Origin of the sequence: Amycolatopsis alkalitolerans, from assembly GCF_006152065.1 — a bacterium.
In the GTDB taxonomy this organism is placed as follows: domain Bacteria; phylum Actinomycetota; class Actinomycetes; order Mycobacteriales; family Pseudonocardiaceae; genus Amycolatopsis_E; species Amycolatopsis_E alkalitolerans.
Genome location: NZ_VDFW01000005.1, coordinates 113,329 through 132,081 on the forward strand (window position 1 = coordinate 113,329; position 18,753 = coordinate 132,081).

General features: G+C 69.3%; 16 protein-coding genes. 7 read left to right on the forward strand and 9 right to left on the reverse strand.

From position 1 onward, the window contains the following. The first annotated feature begins 18 nt into the window (after positions 1-18). On the forward strand, positions 19-1,032 hold the full coding sequence (ligD, locus tag FG385_RS08170; protein WP_139096013.1) for a non-homologous end-joining DNA ligase: 1,014 nt from the start codon (positions 19-21) through the stop codon (positions 1,030-1,032). Between the two features lie 118 nt (positions 1,033-1,150). Here the strand turns inward: ligD and FG385_RS08175 are convergent, their stop codons facing one another. Next, positions 1,151-1,765 (reverse strand): anti-sigma factor family protein, encoded by a 615-nt coding sequence (locus FG385_RS08175; RefSeq protein ID WP_139096014.1) that lies wholly within the window; start codon positions 1,763-1,765, stop codon positions 1,151-1,153. Continuing rightward, complete coding sequence (locus tag FG385_RS08180; protein WP_235022445.1) at positions 1,762-2,271, reverse strand: sigma-70 family RNA polymerase sigma factor; 510 nt, start codon at positions 2,269-2,271, stop codon at positions 1,762-1,764. The genes FG385_RS08175 and FG385_RS08180 overlap by 4 nt, the downstream gene beginning before the upstream one ends. A 184-nt stretch (positions 2,272-2,455) precedes the next feature. Between FG385_RS08180 and FG385_RS08185 the strand changes: the two genes are divergently transcribed. Further along, entirely contained in the window at positions 2,456-2,977 is a 522-nt protein-coding gene (locus tag FG385_RS08185) for a COG4315 family predicted lipoprotein (protein WP_160148744.1), read from the forward strand. A gap of 205 nt (positions 2,978-3,182) precedes the next feature. Here FG385_RS08185 and FG385_RS08190 read toward each other — a convergent pair whose 3' ends face one another. The 3 genes from FG385_RS08190 to xsc form a co-directional block, all read right to left on the reverse strand. Beyond that, positions 3,183-5,042, reverse strand: a complete 1,860-nt coding sequence (locus FG385_RS08190) for a TIR domain-containing protein (protein ID WP_139096016.1) — start codon at positions 5,040-5,042, stop codon at positions 3,183-3,185. 70 nt (positions 5,043-5,112) lie between these two features. Then, positions 5,113-5,802 carry a hypothetical protein gene (locus tag FG385_RS08195; RefSeq protein WP_139096017.1) on the reverse strand — a complete coding sequence of 230 codons (690 nt, stop codon included), beginning with the start codon at positions 5,800-5,802 and terminating at the stop codon, positions 5,113-5,115. Between the two features lie 134 nt (positions 5,803-5,936). Continuing rightward, on the reverse strand, positions 5,937-7,745 hold the full coding sequence (gene xsc / locus FG385_RS08200; RefSeq protein ID WP_139096018.1) for a sulfoacetaldehyde acetyltransferase: 1,809 nt from the start codon (positions 7,743-7,745) through the stop codon (positions 5,937-5,939). A gap of 177 nt (positions 7,746-7,922) precedes the next feature. Between xsc and FG385_RS08205 the strand changes: the two genes are divergently transcribed. The 4 genes from FG385_RS08205 (at position 7,923) to FG385_RS08220 (ending at position 12,738) form a co-directional block, all read left to right on the forward strand. Continuing rightward, complete coding sequence (locus tag FG385_RS08205; protein ID WP_139096019.1) at positions 7,923-8,738, forward strand: IclR family transcriptional regulator; 816 nt, start codon at positions 7,923-7,925, stop codon at positions 8,736-8,738. 11 nt (positions 8,739-8,749) lie between these two features. Then, positions 8,750-9,685 carry an AAA family ATPase gene (locus FG385_RS08210; RefSeq protein WP_139096020.1) on the forward strand — a complete coding sequence of 312 codons (936 nt, stop codon included), beginning with the start codon at positions 8,750-8,752 and terminating at the stop codon, positions 9,683-9,685. A gap of 4 nt (positions 9,686-9,689) precedes the next feature. After that, on the forward strand, positions 9,690-11,366 hold the full coding sequence (locus tag FG385_RS08215; protein WP_327436819.1) for a cobaltochelatase CobT-related protein: 1,677 nt from the start codon (positions 9,690-9,692) through the stop codon (positions 11,364-11,366). Between the two features lie 97 nt (positions 11,367-11,463). Then, positions 11,464-12,738, forward strand: coding sequence for a hydroxyacid-oxoacid transhydrogenase (locus tag FG385_RS08220; protein ID WP_139096021.1), 1,275 nt, complete (start codon positions 11,464-11,466; stop codon positions 12,736-12,738). A 69-nt stretch (positions 12,739-12,807) separates the two neighbouring features. Here FG385_RS08220 and FG385_RS08225 read toward each other — a convergent pair whose 3' ends face one another. Genes FG385_RS08225 through sauS form a run of 3 tightly spaced genes read right to left on the reverse strand, consistent with a single transcriptional unit; the run spans position 12,808 to position 16,259 of the window. Then, the gene (locus FG385_RS08225) at positions 12,808-13,695 is read right to left on the reverse strand and encodes a succinate--CoA ligase subunit alpha (RefSeq protein WP_139096022.1); all 888 of its coding nucleotides are present in this window, start codon (positions 13,693-13,695) and stop codon (positions 12,808-12,810) included. Continuing rightward, positions 13,695-14,843, reverse strand: a complete 1,149-nt coding sequence (locus FG385_RS08230) for a succinate--CoA ligase subunit beta (protein ID WP_139096023.1) — start codon at positions 14,841-14,843, stop codon at positions 13,695-13,697. The genes FG385_RS08225 and FG385_RS08230 overlap by 1 nt, the downstream gene beginning before the upstream one ends. A 3-nt stretch (positions 14,844-14,846) precedes the next feature. Then, a complete protein-coding gene (gene sauS, locus FG385_RS08235) occupies positions 14,847-16,259 on the reverse strand; it encodes an acylating sulfoacetaldehyde dehydrogenase (protein WP_139096024.1) in 1,413 nt (470 codons plus the stop codon). Positions 16,260-16,539: 280 nt separating this feature from the next. Between sauS and FG385_RS08240 the strand changes: the two genes are divergently transcribed. Next, positions 16,540-17,865 carry an MFS transporter gene (locus tag FG385_RS08240; RefSeq protein WP_139096025.1) on the forward strand — a complete coding sequence of 442 codons (1,326 nt, stop codon included), beginning with the start codon at positions 16,540-16,542 and terminating at the stop codon, positions 17,863-17,865. 9 nt (positions 17,866-17,874) lie between these two features. Here the strand turns inward: FG385_RS08240 and FG385_RS08245 are convergent, their stop codons facing one another. Next, positions 17,875-18,675, reverse strand: a complete 801-nt coding sequence (locus tag FG385_RS08245) for an IclR family transcriptional regulator (RefSeq protein WP_139096026.1) — start codon at positions 18,673-18,675, stop codon at positions 17,875-17,877. Positions 18,676-18,753 lie beyond the last annotated feature (78 nt).

Genomic DNA, 18,753 nt, shown 5'->3' on the forward strand with positions numbered 1-18,753 from the left:
CGCCGCTACGGTGATCCCGTGCCCAAGAACGGCGAACCGGTCGAATACCAGGTCGGGGAGCGGACCGTCCGGCTCTCCAGCCCGGACAAGGTCTACTTCCCGGAGCGCGAGATCACCAAGCGGCAGGTGGCGGAGTACTACCTCGCCGTCGCCGAGCCCTTGCTCGCGGCGATCCGTGACCGGCCGACGACGCTCAAGCGGTACCCGGACGGGGTCACCGGCGAGCATTTCTACGCCAAGCGGGTGCCCAAGGGTGCGCCGCCGTACGTCGAGTCGGTGCGCATCACGTTCCCGTCGGGGCGGACCGCGGAAGAGGTGTGCCCGACCGAGCCCGCGGTGATCCTGTGGGCGGCGAACCTCGGCACGTTCGACTTCCATCCGTGGCCCGTGCGCCGGCCCGACGTCGACCATCCCGACGAATTGCGCATCGACGTGGACCCGTCCGACGAGACGGGGTTCGCCGACGCGGTGCGCGTGGCGCAGATAGTGCGCGAGGTGCTCGCGGACGCGGGTCTGACCGGGTATCCGAAGACCTCCGGCGGGCGCGGGGTGCACGTGCGCGTCCGCATCCGGCCTGAATGGGATTTCGTCGCGGTGCGGCATGCGGTGATCGCTCTCGGCCGCGAGGTCGAGCGGCGGATCCCGGAGCTCGCGACCATCGCGTGGTGGAAGGAAGAACGCGAGGGCCGGGTGTTCATCGACTACAACCAGGCCGCCCGGGACCGCACGATCGCGTCGGCGTGGTCCGTGCGCGGCACCCCGCGCGCGACCGTGTCCACGCCGGTGACCTGGGAGCAGCTGACCGAGGTCCAGCCCGACGACTTCGACGTGCTCACGGTGCCCGGCTGGTACGCCGAGCACGGGGACGCGAGCGCCGGGCTCGAGTCGACGGCGTTCGGACTGGAGACGGCCCTGGAGTGGTACGAACGCGACGAACGTGACCACGGGCTGGGTGAGATGCCCTACCCGCCGGACTATCCGAAGATGCCCGGCGAGCCGAAGCGGGTGCAGCCGAGCAAGGCGCGTGACTGACCGGCGGAAACGCCGCGTCTCGGGCCGGTGCGGTGGTTCGCACACCCGCTCACTCGCCCGACGACTTCGGTCGTCGCTCGCGACGGCCTCGTGTCGTGATGGTGGGTGGGTCGGAGGTTCATTTCGTGATTCCCGCCAGTGCGGTGCCGGTCGCGTCGCGCACCTCCAACCGGCTCAGCTCGGTGAGCGGGACCGAGGTGCTGGTCGTGATGTATGCGTCGGTGTAGTACCCAGTGGTCCACCAGCCGATGGTCTGCTGGCTCCCGTCGCGTGTGAACGCGACGAGGTGGCATTGCTTGCCCGACGGCGGGTTTGCCAGGTGCAGGCCGACCTGTGTGCCCCACGGCCGGGCGGTCAGGTCCGCGGTCGCCCGCATCGTGGGCGTCGCGGAGACGGTGCGGGACCAGCTGACCGTGGCCGCCGCGGGCGTACCTGACGTGTCATGCCCGGCCGTGTAGCCGGCCGCACCGGCGACGGCGATCAATGCCAGCGCCGCGGCGATCACGTGGAGCCTGCGGGCTCGACGCGGCGCTGGACGGTGGGCTTTGGCAGGCTGGGGTCCTGTGTCCTCTGGGGAAAGGCGCACCAGCAGTCCGGGCAGGGGAGCGAGCATGACCAGCTCTTCGCGGCACTGGGGGCAGGTGCGGTAGTGGCGTTCCAGCTCGACCGACTCGCCGGGCTCCAGTGCGCCGAGCACGTGGGCGGCGACCGAGCTTGTGTATGGGCAGTTCATGGGCTTGTCACCCCTCGCTTTTCCAGGGCCTGGCGTAACGCCTTGAGCGCGTAGAAGCTGCGCGACTTGACCGTGCCGGCTGGCACGCCAAGCAGGTCGGCGGTCTCCGAGACGCTGTGGCGCCGGTAGAACAGTTCGAAGATCACCGCCCGGTGCTCCGCGCGCAGTTCCTGGAGGGCTTCGGTGATCTGCCAGGCCTGCAGGACGCGCTCGAGGTTGTCATCGCGGGTAGGACAGTCGAGCTCGATGGTCGATACCTCGGTGGGCCGGGCGTCTCGGCGTCGATGTGCCGAGACGATCAGGTTGTGCGCGACGGTGTAGAGCCACGGGCCCGCCCGTGCCGGGTCCAGCGTCGCACGCTGCCGCCAGGCCCTCACGAGGGTCTCCTGAACGATGTCCTCCGCGCCTTGGTAGTCGCCGGAGACGGCTCGGAGCACGTAGCTCATCAGCGGCGCTCGGTATCGGCGGTAGAGGGCCTGGATGACCTCGTCGTCATGCGCGCCCACATGTTCCACACCCGTATTACGCCGCGGGACCACATCGGGTTCAGCACGCTCCCGGTGAACCGGCCGCGCAACCGCCGCGTAATACACGTGACCAGCCGGAGAAGCACCGCACCTGGAAGGGGCACGAATGAAGGGGATCCGACTCAGAGTCCAAAAGGGACAGTCAAACCGGACACCGGTTGCCGTGGCCTTCCTGGGTTTACCGGTCGCCGCCGCTTCGGTTCTTGTCGCCTGCGGCGGCTCGACGGGCTCGACCGGCTACGGCGCCCCGGCACAGGGCGGCGGCGGGGCGCGGACGGGCGTGGTGAACGTGCACGACATCAGCGGGCTCGGGCCGACATTGGTGGACGGAACCGGGAAGACGTTGTACTTCAGCGACCAGGAGTCCGGCGGCTCGGTCCACTGCGTGGGTGGCTGCCTCGGCTTCTGGTTCCCGGCCACCGCAGGTGATGCGACCGCTGCCGATGCTCAGGCGCCCGGCCTGGCGTCACTGCGACGGCCCGACAACGGCAAGCAACAGATTACCTACCAAGGAAAACCTCTCTACACGTTTGGGCTCGACGACAGCCCTGGGAAGCACATGGGCGACAATTTCAGCGACGACTTCGACGGGCGGCATTTCACCTGGCACGCGGCGACTGTCGGGGCTCCCCGGCAAGTCAACCCCGCGCCACCGTCGCAAAGCGACAGTGGTTACGGGTACTAGTGTCGTGTGATCCTGTCCGGTTTACGTTGCCGTGTTTGCCCGTAGGGTCGGTGGGTTTGTCCGCTGCGGTGTCGAGTTGGCTGGTCCGGTCGCTGACTGTGCCCCCGGCGACAGCGGCCGGCCAACTCGATAACGCCCCGAGCCAACTCAGCGAGAGACCGAAGCGGGTTTCGGATCGACGGCGGGGTTCGGCGCTGCCTGATGATCAGTCTCGCTGGTCTGCGATCAGTGCGAGTTGGTCGGCGATGTCGAGCGCTTCGCGGTGGATGGCGTGGAGTTCCTCGCGGAGCTTGCGGTTGTGTGGCCAAAGGCGTTCGTGCTCGATGCGGCTGACGCCGCCGGGGCGGAGGTCTTCATGCGCGGCGAGGTCGACGTGCCAGTGGGTCAGCCTGCTGCGGAGGGTGTCGTTGATGAGGCGGTGGACGAGCACGGAGAGGTCGGCGCCGGAGGTTGTGGTGTGCAGGCAATGCGGCGGCACGTCGCCGTAGACACTGCGGGTCGTTTTCAGTAGCTCGTACAGGGAGGTGAGTGCATCCCGCAGTGAGCCTTCGTCATCGGTGAGCGGGTGCCCGGTGATCCGGTGGAGCAGTTCGGTCTGGATCCGGTGAGCTGCTCGTGCTTGCTCCCGGTTTCCCGGTCTCGCCGCGCGTGAGGGTGCGGGGTGTGGCTGGGTGAGCCACTGAATGGTGCGTGCCCGGATGAGCTCGGCGCGATAGGGATCGGCGTCGAGGCGACGGAGCGCAAGGACGAGCCCGTTCGGGAGCGTCAGCTCGACCGCGTCGGGGCGGGCGGCCACGACGCCGCGAGCGAGCAGGTCGGTCGCGGCATGCTGAACCGGGACGAACTCGTGCAGCCGTTCGGTGCCGTGCAGGGAGCCAACGATGTCGGCCACATGAAGGAGCGAGACCTTCGTGGGGGCGGCCGCGGCGAGGACGCGAAGGACGTCCCAGTGGTTGTCGTCGAGTCCATCCAGTACCGGCGTGAGCCGTTCGGTCAGCGCGGACAGCAGCGGAGAGGCCGGCTGGTGCAGCCTGGTAAGGGCAGTGTCGACGCCGTCGCGTGCCGCCAGTTCCGCGATTCGGCTGCGCAGATAGGGACTTCCCGCCGTCGACTGGGTGAGCTGCCGCAGCGTCACGGTGTCAGGCGTGAGCCCGTGCGCGCTTAGTAGGTGCGCCGACTCGTCGTCGTCGAGGTCGTCGAGGGCGAGGGCGTTGCCGAATGCCGCCAGTCTCGGATCGCGCGTCAGGACGAGACACGGCTTGCCGGGCTCGGGCGGCAAATGGGCGAGCACGCGCTCGAAATCGCCCTCGGCATCGTCGAGCACCCACAGGGCGGTGCCCGGAGTACCGGGCGGAGCAGGGGCGGGGCGGGTCGCCGACCGCCAGACGATGCCGGAGAAGGCCGCGCCGAAGCGGCGGACGTACTGTGCGGCCAGGGCGGTCTTGCCGATTCCGGCTGGACCGTGCACGACGACGACCGGGGTGCTCGGCCGGGTGGTGAGCGGGCCCACGTCCGGATGCAGGGCGGAATGCAGCCACCACAGTTCACGCCAGCGGCCGACGAAATCGTTGAGCGGGCGGATCACCGTGCCGGACAGCCACCGTGGTGGGCGTTCGGGAACCTCGCCCATCGGGCCGGGAACGTCCGCGAGCCGATCGGCTACGGCTTTGACCACCTCGTCCAGTGACGCGGACGCGGGAGGGAGCAGGACGTCGCGCAGGTGCCTGGGTTCGATGTGGTCGACGGTCCGTTCGAGGTTGATCGCGACGGCGCGGCGCAGCGGGTCGCCCTCGGCCTGGCCGGTCAGGTACGCCGTGGCGAACTCGTACTGGCACGCTGAGCGGGTGGGGTAGTCGGCGGAGTAGCAGGCCAGCAGCACGCGGCTGGCGCGCAGGGCCCGCAGGATCGAGTCGGAGATCGAGGTGAAGGGATTGACCGCGCCGACGGCGCGGAACACTCGCAGTCCCGCCTCCGTCAAGGCGGCCGCGACGGTGGCAGCCGCGGCCTCGTCGGCGTGGCCGTGGCTGACGAAGACATCCCAGGTTTGCCCTGCCGCGTCGTTCATGCGCCTCGCCTCGATGGTGCGGCGGGAACGTCAAATGCGACGGGGGGGGGGTATACCATTTCCGCGATTGTCATTCGGCAAGCCCGATTACGTCCAGATAGCCGTCGTATTCCGCCATCTTGGCGAATGCGATCGCTTGTGGCCGCAGCTGGGCCTGCAGGTCGCGCAACTCGGTGCGGAACGCCTTGTCGTCGGACCATTCCGACTCCGGTTGACCGGGATTTGCCGCACGCCAGTCAGAGTACCGCCGATGCCACGTGCTCAAGAACGGGCGAAGGTGACAGGTGAGCATGTTCATCGCGAGCACGTCCACGTTCGGCCTGCCGGGTGTCGGACGGGCGCCGGCGTCTTCGTCCAGCAGTTCACGCACGAACCGAAACAGTGAGTGCAGTGACGCGACGGCCTCATCCACGCGCCCGGCGTCGTCGTCCAGCGGCTGGACGGCGACCCTCGTCGCCATCTGCACGACGATGCGCCGGGCCATCACCTTGTGGTCCTTGGTGACCGCGAACTTCACCTTGCTGAACTGTGGCACCGTCACCTCCACCTCGGAGACGGCGGCCGACTTGGTCAACCAGGCCCAGATGACCGCGCCCAGCGCGGCGGTGACGCCACCGGTGATCACGTAGAGGGCGACGCCGCTCAACCGCGACGCGTAGTATGCGAGCCCGCCGATGGCCATTCCGGCGACGGCGGCGACCAAGAGTGCCAGCAGGCGGTAGCGGGTCCACCAGCCCGCCCAGGCAAGCGACTTTCCCACGCTGCTCCCCCCTCGCTCCGGCCGTCCCGACACGGTCCGTCATCAGCGCCCTGCTGATCGTATCGAGGATGTCCTGGGGGAGGCCAGTGCAGCCGGGCAGGGCGCGGCGGTAGCCGCCGCGCCCTGGGGCGTGGTTAGACGTAGTCCTTGTACTTCTCCAGGAACCGGACGGGTTTCGACAGCGCGTCGCGGCGGAACGGGTCGCCCAGCTCGCGGGTGCACATGATCTCCAGCACCGTGGTGCGGCCCTGGTTCATCTGCGCGTCGACAGCCTGCTGGAGCGCCGGGCCGACCTGGTCCAGTTCGTCCACGACGACCCCGTCGGCGCCCATCGACCTGGCGATCCCGGCGAAGCTCGGGTTGTCCAGCTCACCGGCCACGAAACGGCGGTCGTAGAAGTCGACCTGGTTCTTCTTCTCCGCTCCCCACTGCCGGTTGTGGAACACCACCGCGGTGACCGGGATGTCGTGCCGGACGCAGGTCAGGATCTCGCCCATGCTCATCCCCCACGCGCCGTCGCCGGCATAGGAAACCGCCGGCCGGTCCGGGGCGGCGACCTTCGCGCCGATGATGGCGGGCAGGGCGTACCCGCAGTTGCCCCAGCTCATCGCGGCGAACATGCTGCGAGGCCGTTCGAAGCGCAGGTAGCTGTTCGCGACCGAGTTGATGTTGCCGATGTCCGTGGACACCATTACGTCGGCGGGCATCGCGTGCTCGAGCTCCCGCAGCACCTGACGCGGGTGAAGCCAGCGACCTTCCTCGTGCTCGGCTTCGCTGATCACGTCGAGGCTGTACGGGTCCTTCTCGTGCGTCCACGCGGTGAGCTCGCTTTCCCACGCTTCCTTCTCCGCGCGCAGCTTCGCCATCCGCTGGTCGCGGGTGGCGTCGCAGGCCAGTGTCCGGTCGGCCAGCCGTTCGGACAGCGCGTGCGCGGACGCCTTGGCGTCGCCGCAGATGCCGACGGTGACCTTCTTGACCAGGCCCAGCATCTTGTGGTCCGCGTCGATCTGGATGATCTTGGCGTTGGCCGGCCAGTAGTCGAGACCGTGCTGGGGGAGCGTGCCGAACGGGCCGAGCCGGGAGCCGAGCGCGATCACCACGTCGGCCTGGGCCAGGAGCTTCATGGCCGCCTTCGAACCCTGGTAGCCGAGCGGCCCGCACCACTGCGGGTGGCTCGCGGGGAACGAGTCGTTGTGCAGGTAGCTGTTGACGACCGGGGCGCCGAGCCGCTCAGCCAGCGCCTTGCACTCCTCGACGGCGCCGGCCATCACGACGCCACCCCCGGAGATGATCACCGGGAACTCCGCGGCGGCGAGCAGTTCCGCCGCTTCGTTGAGGCTCTGCTGCCCGCCGGGGCCGCGGTCGAGCCGCCGTGGTTCGGGGATCTCGGCGGTGATCTCGCCGTAGAAGAAGTCGCGCGGGATGTTGAGCTGCGTCGGCCCGATCTCGGACATCGCCCGGTCGAAGGCGCGGCCGGTCAGTTCGGCCATCCGCTTGGGGTTGTTGACGTGCGCCTGGTACTTGGTGAACTCCTGGAACATCGGCAGCTGGTGGGCCTCCTGGAAGCCGCCGAGCCCGATCCCCATCGTGCCCGCTTCCGGGGTGACCACGACGACGGGGCTGTGGGCCCAGTAGGCGGCCGCGACCGCCGTGACGCAGTTGCTGATACCCGGGCCGTTCTGGCCGATGACCATCCCGTGCCGGCCGCTGACCCGCGCGTACCCGTCGGCCATATGCGCCGCGCCCTGCTCGTGCACGACGGGGACGAGCCGGATTCCGGCCGGCGCGAAGATGTCCATGGCGTCCATGAAGGCGGAGCCCATGATGCCGAAGATGTCCGTGACCCCGTTGGCGACCAGCGTTTCGACGAAGGCCTCGGACGGAGTCATCTTCGTCGGCCCGCTCGCCACCGTGCGACCGTCCGCTGTCTTCCTGTCCGCCATGGATGCACCCCTTCACGCCGTTGTGTTGCGAAAATCGGTATGGAGCGTTCCTGAAATCAGGATGATGAGACTGACCATAAGCGGGCGGTGACGTTGGGTCAATGACTTCTTCCGGAAAACGAGACGAGATGTGCTAGTTTCTGAGAACGAGACGTCCCGACGACTCTGGGAGACGCTGTGGAGCTGATACGCGAGCCCGACAGCTCGGTGAGCGGCGACACGCCGGCCCTGCGCTTGTTCTCGCTGATCGAGCGAATCGCCGGCAGAGACCAGCTGGTCACGCTGCAGGGTCTGGTCGAGGAGACCGGCCTGCCGAAGCCGACGGTGCACCGCATGCTCCAGCAACTGGAGGCGGGCGGGCTGCTCATCCGCCAGGCCGACGGGCGGCACTACGGCACCGGGGTGCGGTTGCGGCGGCTCGCCGAGAACCTGCTGCTGAACGCGACGCACCACGGTGCCCGGCATGCCATCCTGGCGCGGCTCGTCGACGAGCTGGGGGAAAGCTGCAACATCACCGCGTTGTCCGGCAGCGAGATCGTCTACCTGGACCGCGTGGAGACCTCGGAGCCGTTGCGCTTCTACCTGCGGCCGGGTTCGCGGGTGCCGGTGCACTGTTCGGCGACCGGCAAGATGATCCTGTCGCAGTTCACCCCGGCCCAGCGCCGCCGCCTGCTCGGCGCCGCGCCACTGCGTTCCTACACGCCCAAGACCGTCACCGACCTCGACCGGCTCGAAGCCGAGTTCGCCCGCGTCCGGGGCGACGGCTTCGCGCTCGATCGGGAGGAGTTCCTGCCCGGGCTCGTCTGCGTCGCGGTGCTGGTGCCCGCGCGCAACGGCCGGTCCAACCTCGCCGTCGCCGTGCAGGCGCCGGTGATGCGGCTGACCCCGGACAAGGCACCGGACACGCTGCCCGCGCTGCGGCGGGCCGCGAACGCGATCAGCGAGGTCGAAGCCATGGCGGCGGCGGACAACGTCGAAGAAATCCCCTCGTGAAGGGAAACCTCGTGACGGATCCGGCCCAGCACCTCGTCTCCGCTCGCGACGTGTTCGGGCTCGATTCGCGGCTGGCCGTGCCCGCCTTCCGCGAGCGAGGCGAGCACGTGCCGGAGATCGACGAGGTGTACCGGTTCAACCCCGACGTGACGCGTGCCGTGCTCGCCGGGTTCGCCCGCAACCGGCGCGTGCTCGTGCAGGGCCTGCACGGGACGGGGAAGTCGACGCATGTCGAGCAGGTCGCGGCGCGGCTCAACTGGCCTTGCGTGCGGGTGAATCTCGACGGGCAGCTGAGCAGGCTCGACCTCGTCGGCAGGGACGCGGTGGTGCTGCGGGGCGGCAAGCAGGTGACGGAGTTCCAGGAAGGCATCCTGCCGTGGGCGCTGCGGCGGCCGGTCGCGCTGATCCTGGACGAGTACGACGCCGGCCGCCCCGACGTCATGTTCGTGATCCAGCGCCTGCTCGAACGCGACGGCATGTTCACCCTGCCCGATCAGCACACGGTGCTGCGCCCGCATCCGGGTTTCCGGCTGTTCGCGACGGCGAACACCGCGGGGCTCGGCAATCTCACCGGTCTCTACCACGGGGTCCAGCGGCTCAACCACGCCCAGCTGGACCGGTGGAACATCGTGGTGGCGCTGGACTACCTGCCGCCGGCCGAGGAGATCGCGATCGTCCGGGCGCGGGTGCCGCGGCTCGACGGTGAGCTCGCGGCCGCGATGGTCGCGGTGGCGAATCTGACCCGCGCGGGCTTCCGGGGCGGTGACCTGTCGACTCTGATGTCGCCCCGGACCGTCATCACCTGGGCGGAGAACACCGAGATCTTCGGCGACTGCGCGCTGGCGTTCCGGCTGTCCTTCGTGAACCGGTGCGACGAGGCGGAACGGCCGGTGGTGGCCGAGTACTACCAGCGCTGCTTCGACACCGAGCTCGCGCTCACGGCCTGAAACGGTGGACGGCACGCGGATGGAAGCGCTCGCGGCCGCCGCGGTCCGGGCGCTGTCCGGCGAGCCCGCTCTGCACTTCCGGGGTGGCAGACTCCACAAAGGACACCGCGCGGTCCCCGCGCACGCACCGCATCTGAGTTTCCCGGCGGACGAAGACCGCGGTTCGTTCCGCGGGGTCGCCGACGGGCTGGCGCTGAGAGTGACCGGCTCGGATCCGCGCCTGCACCGGCGGCTGCGCCCGGAGAACGGGATCGCCCGGCTGGTTTTCGAGATGCTGGAACAGTTCCGGGTGGAATCGCTGGTCTCGCCGGTCATGCCGGGGACGGGGCGCAACGTGCGGCACCGCCATCGCCGGTGGGCGCTGGACGCGCACCACTCGGGGCTCACCGAGACCGACGCGGGCCTGCTGATCTACACCGTGGGCCAGGTCTGCCGCGCCCGCATCACCGGCGAGCCCGTCCTCGCCGAAACCGAAGACCTGATCGAGCCCACGCGTGCCGCCGTCGGCGCGGCGCTCGGGCCACAGTTGCGCGGCCTGCGGCAGACTCGCACCGACCAGGCGGCGTTCGGCAGGCACGCCCGTGCGCTGGCGGAGAAGGTCGCGGCGATGCTGGCCGAAGCCGGGTCGGGGTCCGGTGACCGCGGCGAATCCGAGACGGCCGCGCAGTTCGCCTTCCTTCTCGACTTCGAGGAGGGCGCTGACGGCGGGATCGCGCGGGCGGAAAGCGGTCGCGGGCCCGGCGCCGGGGTCGGCTACCGCATCTTCACCACCGCCTACGACCGCGAGGTCGCCGCTTCGTCGCTGATGCGGCCGGCTCTGGCACAGGAATACCGCGCGCGGCTCGACAGGCTGGTGCTCGACCGCGGAGCGCATCACGTGCGGCTCGCCCGTGACTTGCGGGCGCTGCTCGCCGTACCCGCCACGGACGGCTGGGAAGGAGACCTGGAGGAGGGGTATGTCGACGCGCGCGCCCTGCCCCGCCTGGTGTCCTCGCCCGCCGAGCGAGCCGTGTTCAAGCGTCCCCGTTCCGTACCGGCCGGTGACACGCTGCTGACCTTCCTGATCGACTGCTCCGGATCGATGAAGCAGCACCGGGACGCGGTGGCCGTGCTCGTCGACGTGTTCGCCCGCGCGCTCGAACTGGCCGGTTTCGCGTGCGAGATCCTGGGATTCACCACGGCGGCGTGGAACGGGGGCCAGGCGCGCCGGGACTGGTTCCGCGCGGGGCGGCCGGCGAATCCGGGGCGGCTGAACGAAGTGCGCCATCTCGTGTACAAGGACGCGGCCGCGACCTGGCGCCAGAGCCGCCGCGGCATCGCCGCGTTGCTCAGGACCGACGGGTACCGAGAGGGAATCGACGGCGAAGCCGTGGCGTGGGCGGCGAATCGGGCCCGGGCTCGCGACGAGCGCCGCAAGCTGCTGCTCGTCGTGTCGGACGGCAGCCCGATGGACACGGCGACCGCGCTCGCGAACGGCGAGGACTATCTGGCGGCCGATCTCGCCGCCGTGGTCGACGAGATCGGCGAGCGTGGCGACATCGAGGTGTTCGGGCTGGGCGCGGGCCTCGACCTGAGCCCGTTCTACCGCCGCTTCCACGCGCTCGGCGAACTCGACGCGGCAGGCTACCGCGTGTTCCGGGAGATCCTCGAGCTGATCGCGAAACGGCGGCGTCCTTTGTAGACACCGTGCCGGGGTTGCCCTTCACAAAGTGGCCGGTGGCACCTATTGTCATATAGTGGGAGCTGATCCCATATATTGCCAACGAGGGGAGCCGTCGATGCTGCCGGATATCCACCGCAACGAAAGCGTCTTCACCTGGGCCGCCCCGCCGCTGAAGTTCGGTCACGGTGCGATCGACGAGATCGGCGCCGAGGTCGCCGCGATGGGCGCGAAATCCGCGCTGGTGCTCACCGATCCCGGCGTGCGCGGCACCGGTTTCCCGGACCGGGTCCGGGAAGGACTGCTGGGGGCCGGCCTCAAGGCCGAGGTCTTCGACCGCGTGGCCGTCGAACCGACGGACCGCAGTATCGCCGAGGCGGTGGCCTTCGCGCGCGAACGGGAGTGGGACTGCTTCGTCGCCGTCGGCGGTGGTTCGGCGATCGACACGGCCAAAGCCGTGAACCTGCTGACCACGCATCCCGGTGACCTGCTGGACTTCGTGACGCCGCCGATCGGTGCGGGCAAGGCTCCGTGGCTCCCGCTGAAACCGCTCATCGCGGTTCCCACCACGGCGGGAACCGGCTCCGAGTCGACCACCATCTGCGTGGTGGACCTGCTGGACCTGCACCTCAAGGCCGGGGTGAGCCATCCGAAGCTCAGGCCGTCGCTCGCGGTCGTCGACCCGGTGACCACGATGAGCCTTCCCCCGCAGGTCACCGCCGCGAGCGGGATGGACGTGCTGTGCCATGCGCTGGAAAGCTTCACCAGCCTCCGGTACGACGCGAAGCCCGCGCCGGAGGATCCGATGCGCCGCCCCGCGTTCTGTGGCGGGAACCCGATCAGCGACACCTGGTGTGAGGCCGCGCTCCGGCTGGTGGGCCAGAGCCTGCGCAAGGCCGTCTGCAGCGGGCGCGATCTGGGTGCGCGCAGTGCCATGGCCCTGGCCTCGACCTACGCGGGAACCGGGTTCGGCAACGCCGGCACGCATCTGCCGCATGCGAACGCGTATCCCATCGCCGGCGCGGTGCGCGGCTACCGGGCCGAGGGTTACCCGGAGATGCCGATGGTGCCGCATGGCCAGGCCGTGTCGGTCACGGCTCCGGCCGTGTTCCGATGGACCTATCCGGCGGACCCGGAGCGGCATCTGCGTGCCGCGGAAATCCTTTCCGGACAGCGGTTCACCGCGACCGACGGCGCGGAGGCCCTTCCGCAGGTGCTGACCGAGCTCATGCGGGACATCGAGATTCCGGCGGGGCTGCGCGGTTTCGGTTATACCGAGGACGACATCGACACGCTGACAGAGGGCACGCTCAAGCAGACCCGGCAGCTCGCCGTCGTGCCAAGGCCGCTCGACCGCCGCGCCGTGGCGGCCGTTTTCTCGGCTTCGCTGTGACCGGTCGCGTTCGTGCTTTCGGCGGCCGCCGCCGCGACGTGAAGTCCATCGCGGCGGCGGACCGGGAGATCACTGGAGCGCGGCCGGCCGCACGCCGTGTGCCCGCAGCGCGGGACCGATCTCGCTCGGCAGGTCGACGACGGTGACGCCCGCCGACCGCAGTGCCTCCACTTTGGACTTCCCGCTACCGCGTCCGGCGCTCACGATCGCCCCTGCGTGCCCCATCCGGCGGTCCGGGGGAGCGCTGCGGCCGGCGATGAACGCCACCACGGGCTTGCTCATGGTCGCGATGTAGCCGGCAGCTTCTTCCTCCATCGTGCCGCCGATCTCCCCGACGACGACCACGGCCTCCGTGCGGTCGTCTTCGTCGAGTTCGCGGACCGCGTCCAGCGTCGTGGTGCCCAGGATCGGGTCGCCGCCGATGCCGATGAACGCCGACTGGCCGTACCCCGCCTGCACCAGGTTCAGCGCGACGAGCGTGCCGAGGCTGCCGCTACGGGAGACCACGCCGACCGTGCCGGGGGCGAAGATGTTGCCGGCGAACCCCGGCATGATCCCGACCGACGCGGCGCCGGGCACCACCAGCCCGGCCGTGTTGGGACCGAGCACCCGCGCGCCGTGATCGCGCGCTTCGGCCAGCACGTGCATGACGTCCTGGTAGGGCACGTGCTCGGTCAGCACGACCACCTTGCCCACACCGGCCTCGATGGCGTCGGTCGCCGCGGCGCGGACCGCCAGGGGCGGCACGAACAGCACGCTGACATCGAGCGAATGCGTGCGCGCCGCCTCGGCGACGGAGTCGTACACCGGCACCCCGCCGATCTCCCTGCCTCCCTTGCCCGGGCTGGCACCGGCGACGATGCGGGTGCCGCATTCGGCCATCCGCTCCGCCCAGAACGAACCCTGGCGCCCGGTCAGCCCCTGGACGACGACGGACTCCTCCGACGAAACCAGCATCAGGACATCACCTTCTGAGTCGGCGCGCACGCGGCCACCGCGGCTCGCACTGCTTCATCCATCGTGTCGTAGGGTTCGACGCCGAGCCGTTCACGCACCAGCCCGACGGCCTTCTCCTCGCCGGTACCGTGGATGGAGAAGAAGATCGGCACCTCGGGCCGCAGTTGCTCGATCGCGTCGAGGACGCCTTCGGTCATCACGTCGGTGCGGGCGAACGCGCCGCAGAAGTTGACCACCAGGCTCCGCACCCGCGGGTTGTCGAGTACCAGTTGCAGCGCCGGAGTCGCCTTCGTGTAGGCGTCGCCGCCGATCTCCAGGAAGTTCGCCGGCCTGCCGCCGTAGTGGTTCACCGCGTCCAGCGTCGTCATCGTGAGCCCGGCACCGTTGGCGAGCACGCCGACTTCGCCGTCGAGTTCGAGGTACTGCAGACCGAGCGCGCGGCCGCGCTGTTCCAGCTCCGTTCCCTCCGGCCGCGGGGAAAGGTCCAGTTCGGACAGCAGCTCCTCGTGCCGTCCGAGCGCGCCGGGATCGAGCGAGATCTTGGCGTCGAGCGCGATCACCTCGCCCGCGGTGGTGATCACGAGCGGGTTGATCTCGACCAGTTCGGCGTCCAGATCACGGTAGAGGCGGTACATCGCGAGCATCGTGGTGATCAGCTCCGCGGGTAGCTCCAGCCCGTCGAGCAGCGTGGTCACCGTTTCTGCGGTCAGCCCGGTGCGCACGTCGATCGCGGCGCGGCGGATCGCGGTGGCGTCCCGCGCGCTCACCTCCTCGATGTCCATGCCGCCGGAGGTGGAGAACAGCAGGAGCGGCCCCTTGGTGGCGGGATCGTTGAGGACGGCCGCGTACAGCTCCGTGCGGATGTCGGCGCACTCCTCGACCAGCAGCGTGTCCACAATGGATCCGCCCAGTCCGGTGCCGAGCAGGTAGCTGGCGGCCAGCCGGGCCTCCTGCGGTGTGGCGGCGAAGCGGATGCCACCCGATTTCCCTCGTTTCCCCGCCGCGACCTGGCTTTTCAGCGCCACCCGGGTGCCGAGTGCCTCGGCGGCCTCGCGGACGCCGTCCGGTGTGGTCACCACCCGGCCGAGAGGCACCCGGACACCGGCCTGCCCGAGGAGCCGCTTTCCCTGATGTTCCAGCAGTTTCATCGCTCACCGCCCGTATTTCTCGAAGTAGCGCCGCCAGAGGTCGTCCTCTCGCGGTATCCGCGGCGGGATGGTGCGCGCCAACCGCGTGATGTTCAGGAAATGCCGGTAGGACAGGTTCTCGCTGATGCTGTTACCGGCCCAGGTACCGGCACCCATCGTCAGCGTGAAGCCGAGCCCGTTGTCGAATCCGCCACCGGTGCCGAAACAGTGCGCCTGGTTCACCAGGACCCTGGCCACGCGCAGGCGTTCGGCCACCAGGCGTGCGTGGGCCTCGGTCCGGGTGTGGATCCCGCAGGAATGCCCGGCTCCCTGGTAGTCGAGCATTCGCTGGATCCGGTCGAGCGCGTGGGGCAGCGTGTCGAACCGGTACACCGTCAGGACCACGGAGAGCTTCTCCCCGCTGAAGGGATGATCCGGGCCGACCCCCTCCTCCTCGACGAGGAAGAAGCTCGCGTCGCGCGCCTCCGGCGAATCCAGGCCTGCCACCGCCGCGATCTTCTCGGGCGACTGTGCGGTGATGGCCGTGTTCAGCTTGCCCGCGGGCCACATCACGGTCTGCAGGCGACGCTTCTCACTTTCGGTGAGCAGGTAGCCGCCCTGTTCCCGGAGTGCGCGCAGCGTCGCGTCGTAGACGTCGGTGTGGATATGTACCGAGTTCTCCGAGGAACAGCTGGTGGCGTTGTCGAACGTCTTGCTGCGGCGGATCTTTTCGGCCGCGTCCGGGACGTCCGCGTCCGCGTCGACGATCACCGGCGCGTTTCCGGCCCCGACGCCGATAGCGGGCGTGCCGCTGCGATAGGCCTGCCGCACATTGCGCTGGGAGCCGGTGACCACGACCAGATCGGCCTGCCGCATCAGCTCGTTCGTCAGTTCCTTCGTCGGCGAGGCCACGTACTGCACAAGATCCTTTGGGGCGCCTACCTTTTCCAGTTCCGCGTGCATGTAGCGGACGAGGAGCCGGCAGGTCGACTCGCCTTTCGGGGACGGCGACAGGATCACCGCGTTGCGGCCCTTGAGCGCCATCATCGTCTTGTTCGCCGGCGTGGCGGCCGGGTTGGTGGACGGGCAGACGGCGGCGACCACGCCCACCGGCTTGGCGTACTCGGTGATGCCGTTTTCGGGATCGTGGCAGATGATCCCCACTGATTTCGCGCCGATCAGGTCACGCAGGGTGCCCAGAGTCTTGCGCTGGTTCTTGACGATCTTGTCGGTGACGTTGCCCAGTCCGGTGTCCCGGACCGAGATCTCGGCGAGTTCCCGCGCCCGGTCGGACCGGTAGATCGCCCATGCGACGGCCGCGACCACGTCGTCGACACGATCTTGGTCGTAACCGGCGATGACCGCCTGTGCCGCGCGGGCGTTGGCGACTAGCTGCTCGACTATCCCTGCGTCTTGCCTGTCCTGGACCGTGGGCATGGTTTGCGCCCTTTCACTGACATGGCCGCGCGTCGCCGCGACGCTGCGACAGACGGAAAAGTCGTCGCCGGCCAGGCTCGCCCGGCGACTTTCATATTGTGGGAGGTCATCTCAAGGTAAGAGCCCAACCCCGGCCAGTCAATGTGGATCCGGCGCCCAGCTTTGTGCCCTGGGTCACCCTGCGAAGGGGGTGTGACTGTTGACACGCCACCGCGCGCTGTCTAACTTTCTTTGACATCGCGTTCCATAAATTGGAATACCAGCCGGAGGCGGTGCAACGATGCCCCACCCGACAAACACGACTTCTGCCAGCGCGCAAGCGACGACGCCCAACACCGGTTTCCTGCGGGCCTACCGGCGGCGGGTTCGTGGCTGGATCCTGCTGTTGCTGTGCGGGATGTACTTCATCACCTACGTCGACCGCGTGAACATCTCGACCGCGGCCCCGTTCATCCGCCACGACCTGCACCTGTCCAATACGCAGCTCGGCCTGGTGCTGTCGGCGTTCGCGATCCCGTACGCCTTCTTCCAGATCTTCGGCGGCCTGCTCGCGGACCGGTTCGGCCCGCGGAAGCTGCTGTTCATCGTCGGCATCGTCTGGGCGCTGGCCACGGCCTGTACCGGGTTCGCCACCGGCCTGGCCAGCCTGTTCGCGGCTCGCCTCGCGCTCGGTTTCGGCGAAGGGGCTTCCTTTCCCGGCGCCACGCAGGCGATGTCGAGGTGGTTGCCGGCCGACCAGCGTGGTTTCGGGCAGGGCATCACGCATGCGTTCGCCAGGCTCGGCAACGCGGTCGCGCCGCTGGCGGTCGCCGCGATCATCGCCGCCTTCGACTGGCGGATGTCCTTCTGGCTGCTCGGCGCGGTCAGTCTGATCTGGGCGGTCGCCTGGATACTGAGCTACCGGGACCGCCCCGCGGACCACCCGCGTATCACCGAGGCCGAGCTGAGCGAGCTCGACGCGCGCCAGCGCGCCGACGAGCGCCCGCCCATCCCCTGGCCGGCGCTGCTGCGCCGCATCCTGCCGGTCACCGCCGTCGACTTCGCCTACGGCTGGATGCTGTGGGTGTACCTGACCTGGATCCCCTCGTTCTTCTCCGAGAGCTACGACCTGAAGCTGAAGACCTTCGCGTTGTTCAGCACGCTGGTCCTGCTCGCGGGCGTCGTCGGGGACACCGTCGGCGGACTCCTCTCGGACCATCTGCTTCGCCGGACCGGCAGCCTGCGGATCGCCCGGCGGCTGGTGCTCGTCGGCGGGCTGCTCGGCTCGTTCGTGTTCATCCTGCCGACGCTGTTCGTGCACCAGCTCGGGCTGGTGACCGTATGCCTGGCGCTGGCGTTCTTCTTCCTGGAGCTGACCAACCCGGTGCTGTGGTCGATTCCGATGGACATCGCGCCGGAGCACGCCGGCACCGCGGGCGGGCTGATGAACACCGGTTTCGGTCTGGCCGGCATCGCCTCACCGGCGATCTTCGGGCTGCTGGTCGACCAGACCCGCAGCTGGGTGGTGCCGTTCGCGGTTTCCGCGGGGCTGCTGCTGGTCGGCGGGATCATCGCGTCCCGGATCGACCCGGACAAGAAGCTGCCGGTACCGGCGGAAGCGGCCTGAGGGATGCGGTCAGAAACTGTGCCCGGGCGGCAGGAGGGACGAGATTTCCTTGGCCGCCCTGGTCACTTCCGGCCCGAGCTCGTCGAACCGCCCGTCGGGCACCCGGACGGCGGGGGCCTGCACCGCGATCGCGGCCCGCGCCACACCGGCACCGTCCCGGATGGGCGCCCCGACGCAACGGACGCCGACGTTGGACTCCTCGTCGTCGGTGCTCCAGCCGCGGACCCGGATCTGCTGCAGTTCGGAGCGCAGCTGCCGGGGCGAGACCTGGGTCTTCGCGCTGATCCGGGGCAATCGGCGGAGCCCTTTGAGGGTGCGCTCCTCCGCCTCGGGGTTGAAGGCGAGCAGCACCTTGCCCATCGAGGAGGCGTGCAGGGGCACGCGCGTGCCGGGCGGCTGGGTGAATCGCAGTGGCTTGGCGGATTCGATGCGTTCGACCACGACGGCGGCGTCGGCGGCGAGCACGCCGAGATTGACCGATTCCCCGGTGGCGGCGGCGAGTTGCTGGAGCACGGGGTAGACGACGTCGAGCCCGAAGTTGCGATGCGCGGCCTGACCGAGCAGGAGCGCGCCGGTGCCGAGGTAGTAGCGCTCGCTGTCGGTGTTCTGCGCGAGGTACCCCTCGGCGACCAGCGCGCGCACGATCCGGTGTGCGGTGCTCAGGTTGAGATCAAGCTCCTTGGCGACCGCGCCGACACCGAGATCGCCCCGGCGGTCGCGGAACAGGCGCAGCACCGCGAACGCGCGGGAGATCGTCTGCGCCCCCAGTACCGGGTTCCCGGCTCGCTCCGCCGCCTCGTCACTCGCCATGACACCTCCCTGTCATATGTTGGAAGAAGTCTACTCCTGGCGCTGACACCGCCTCGTCCGCTGCGCTGACCATCGATC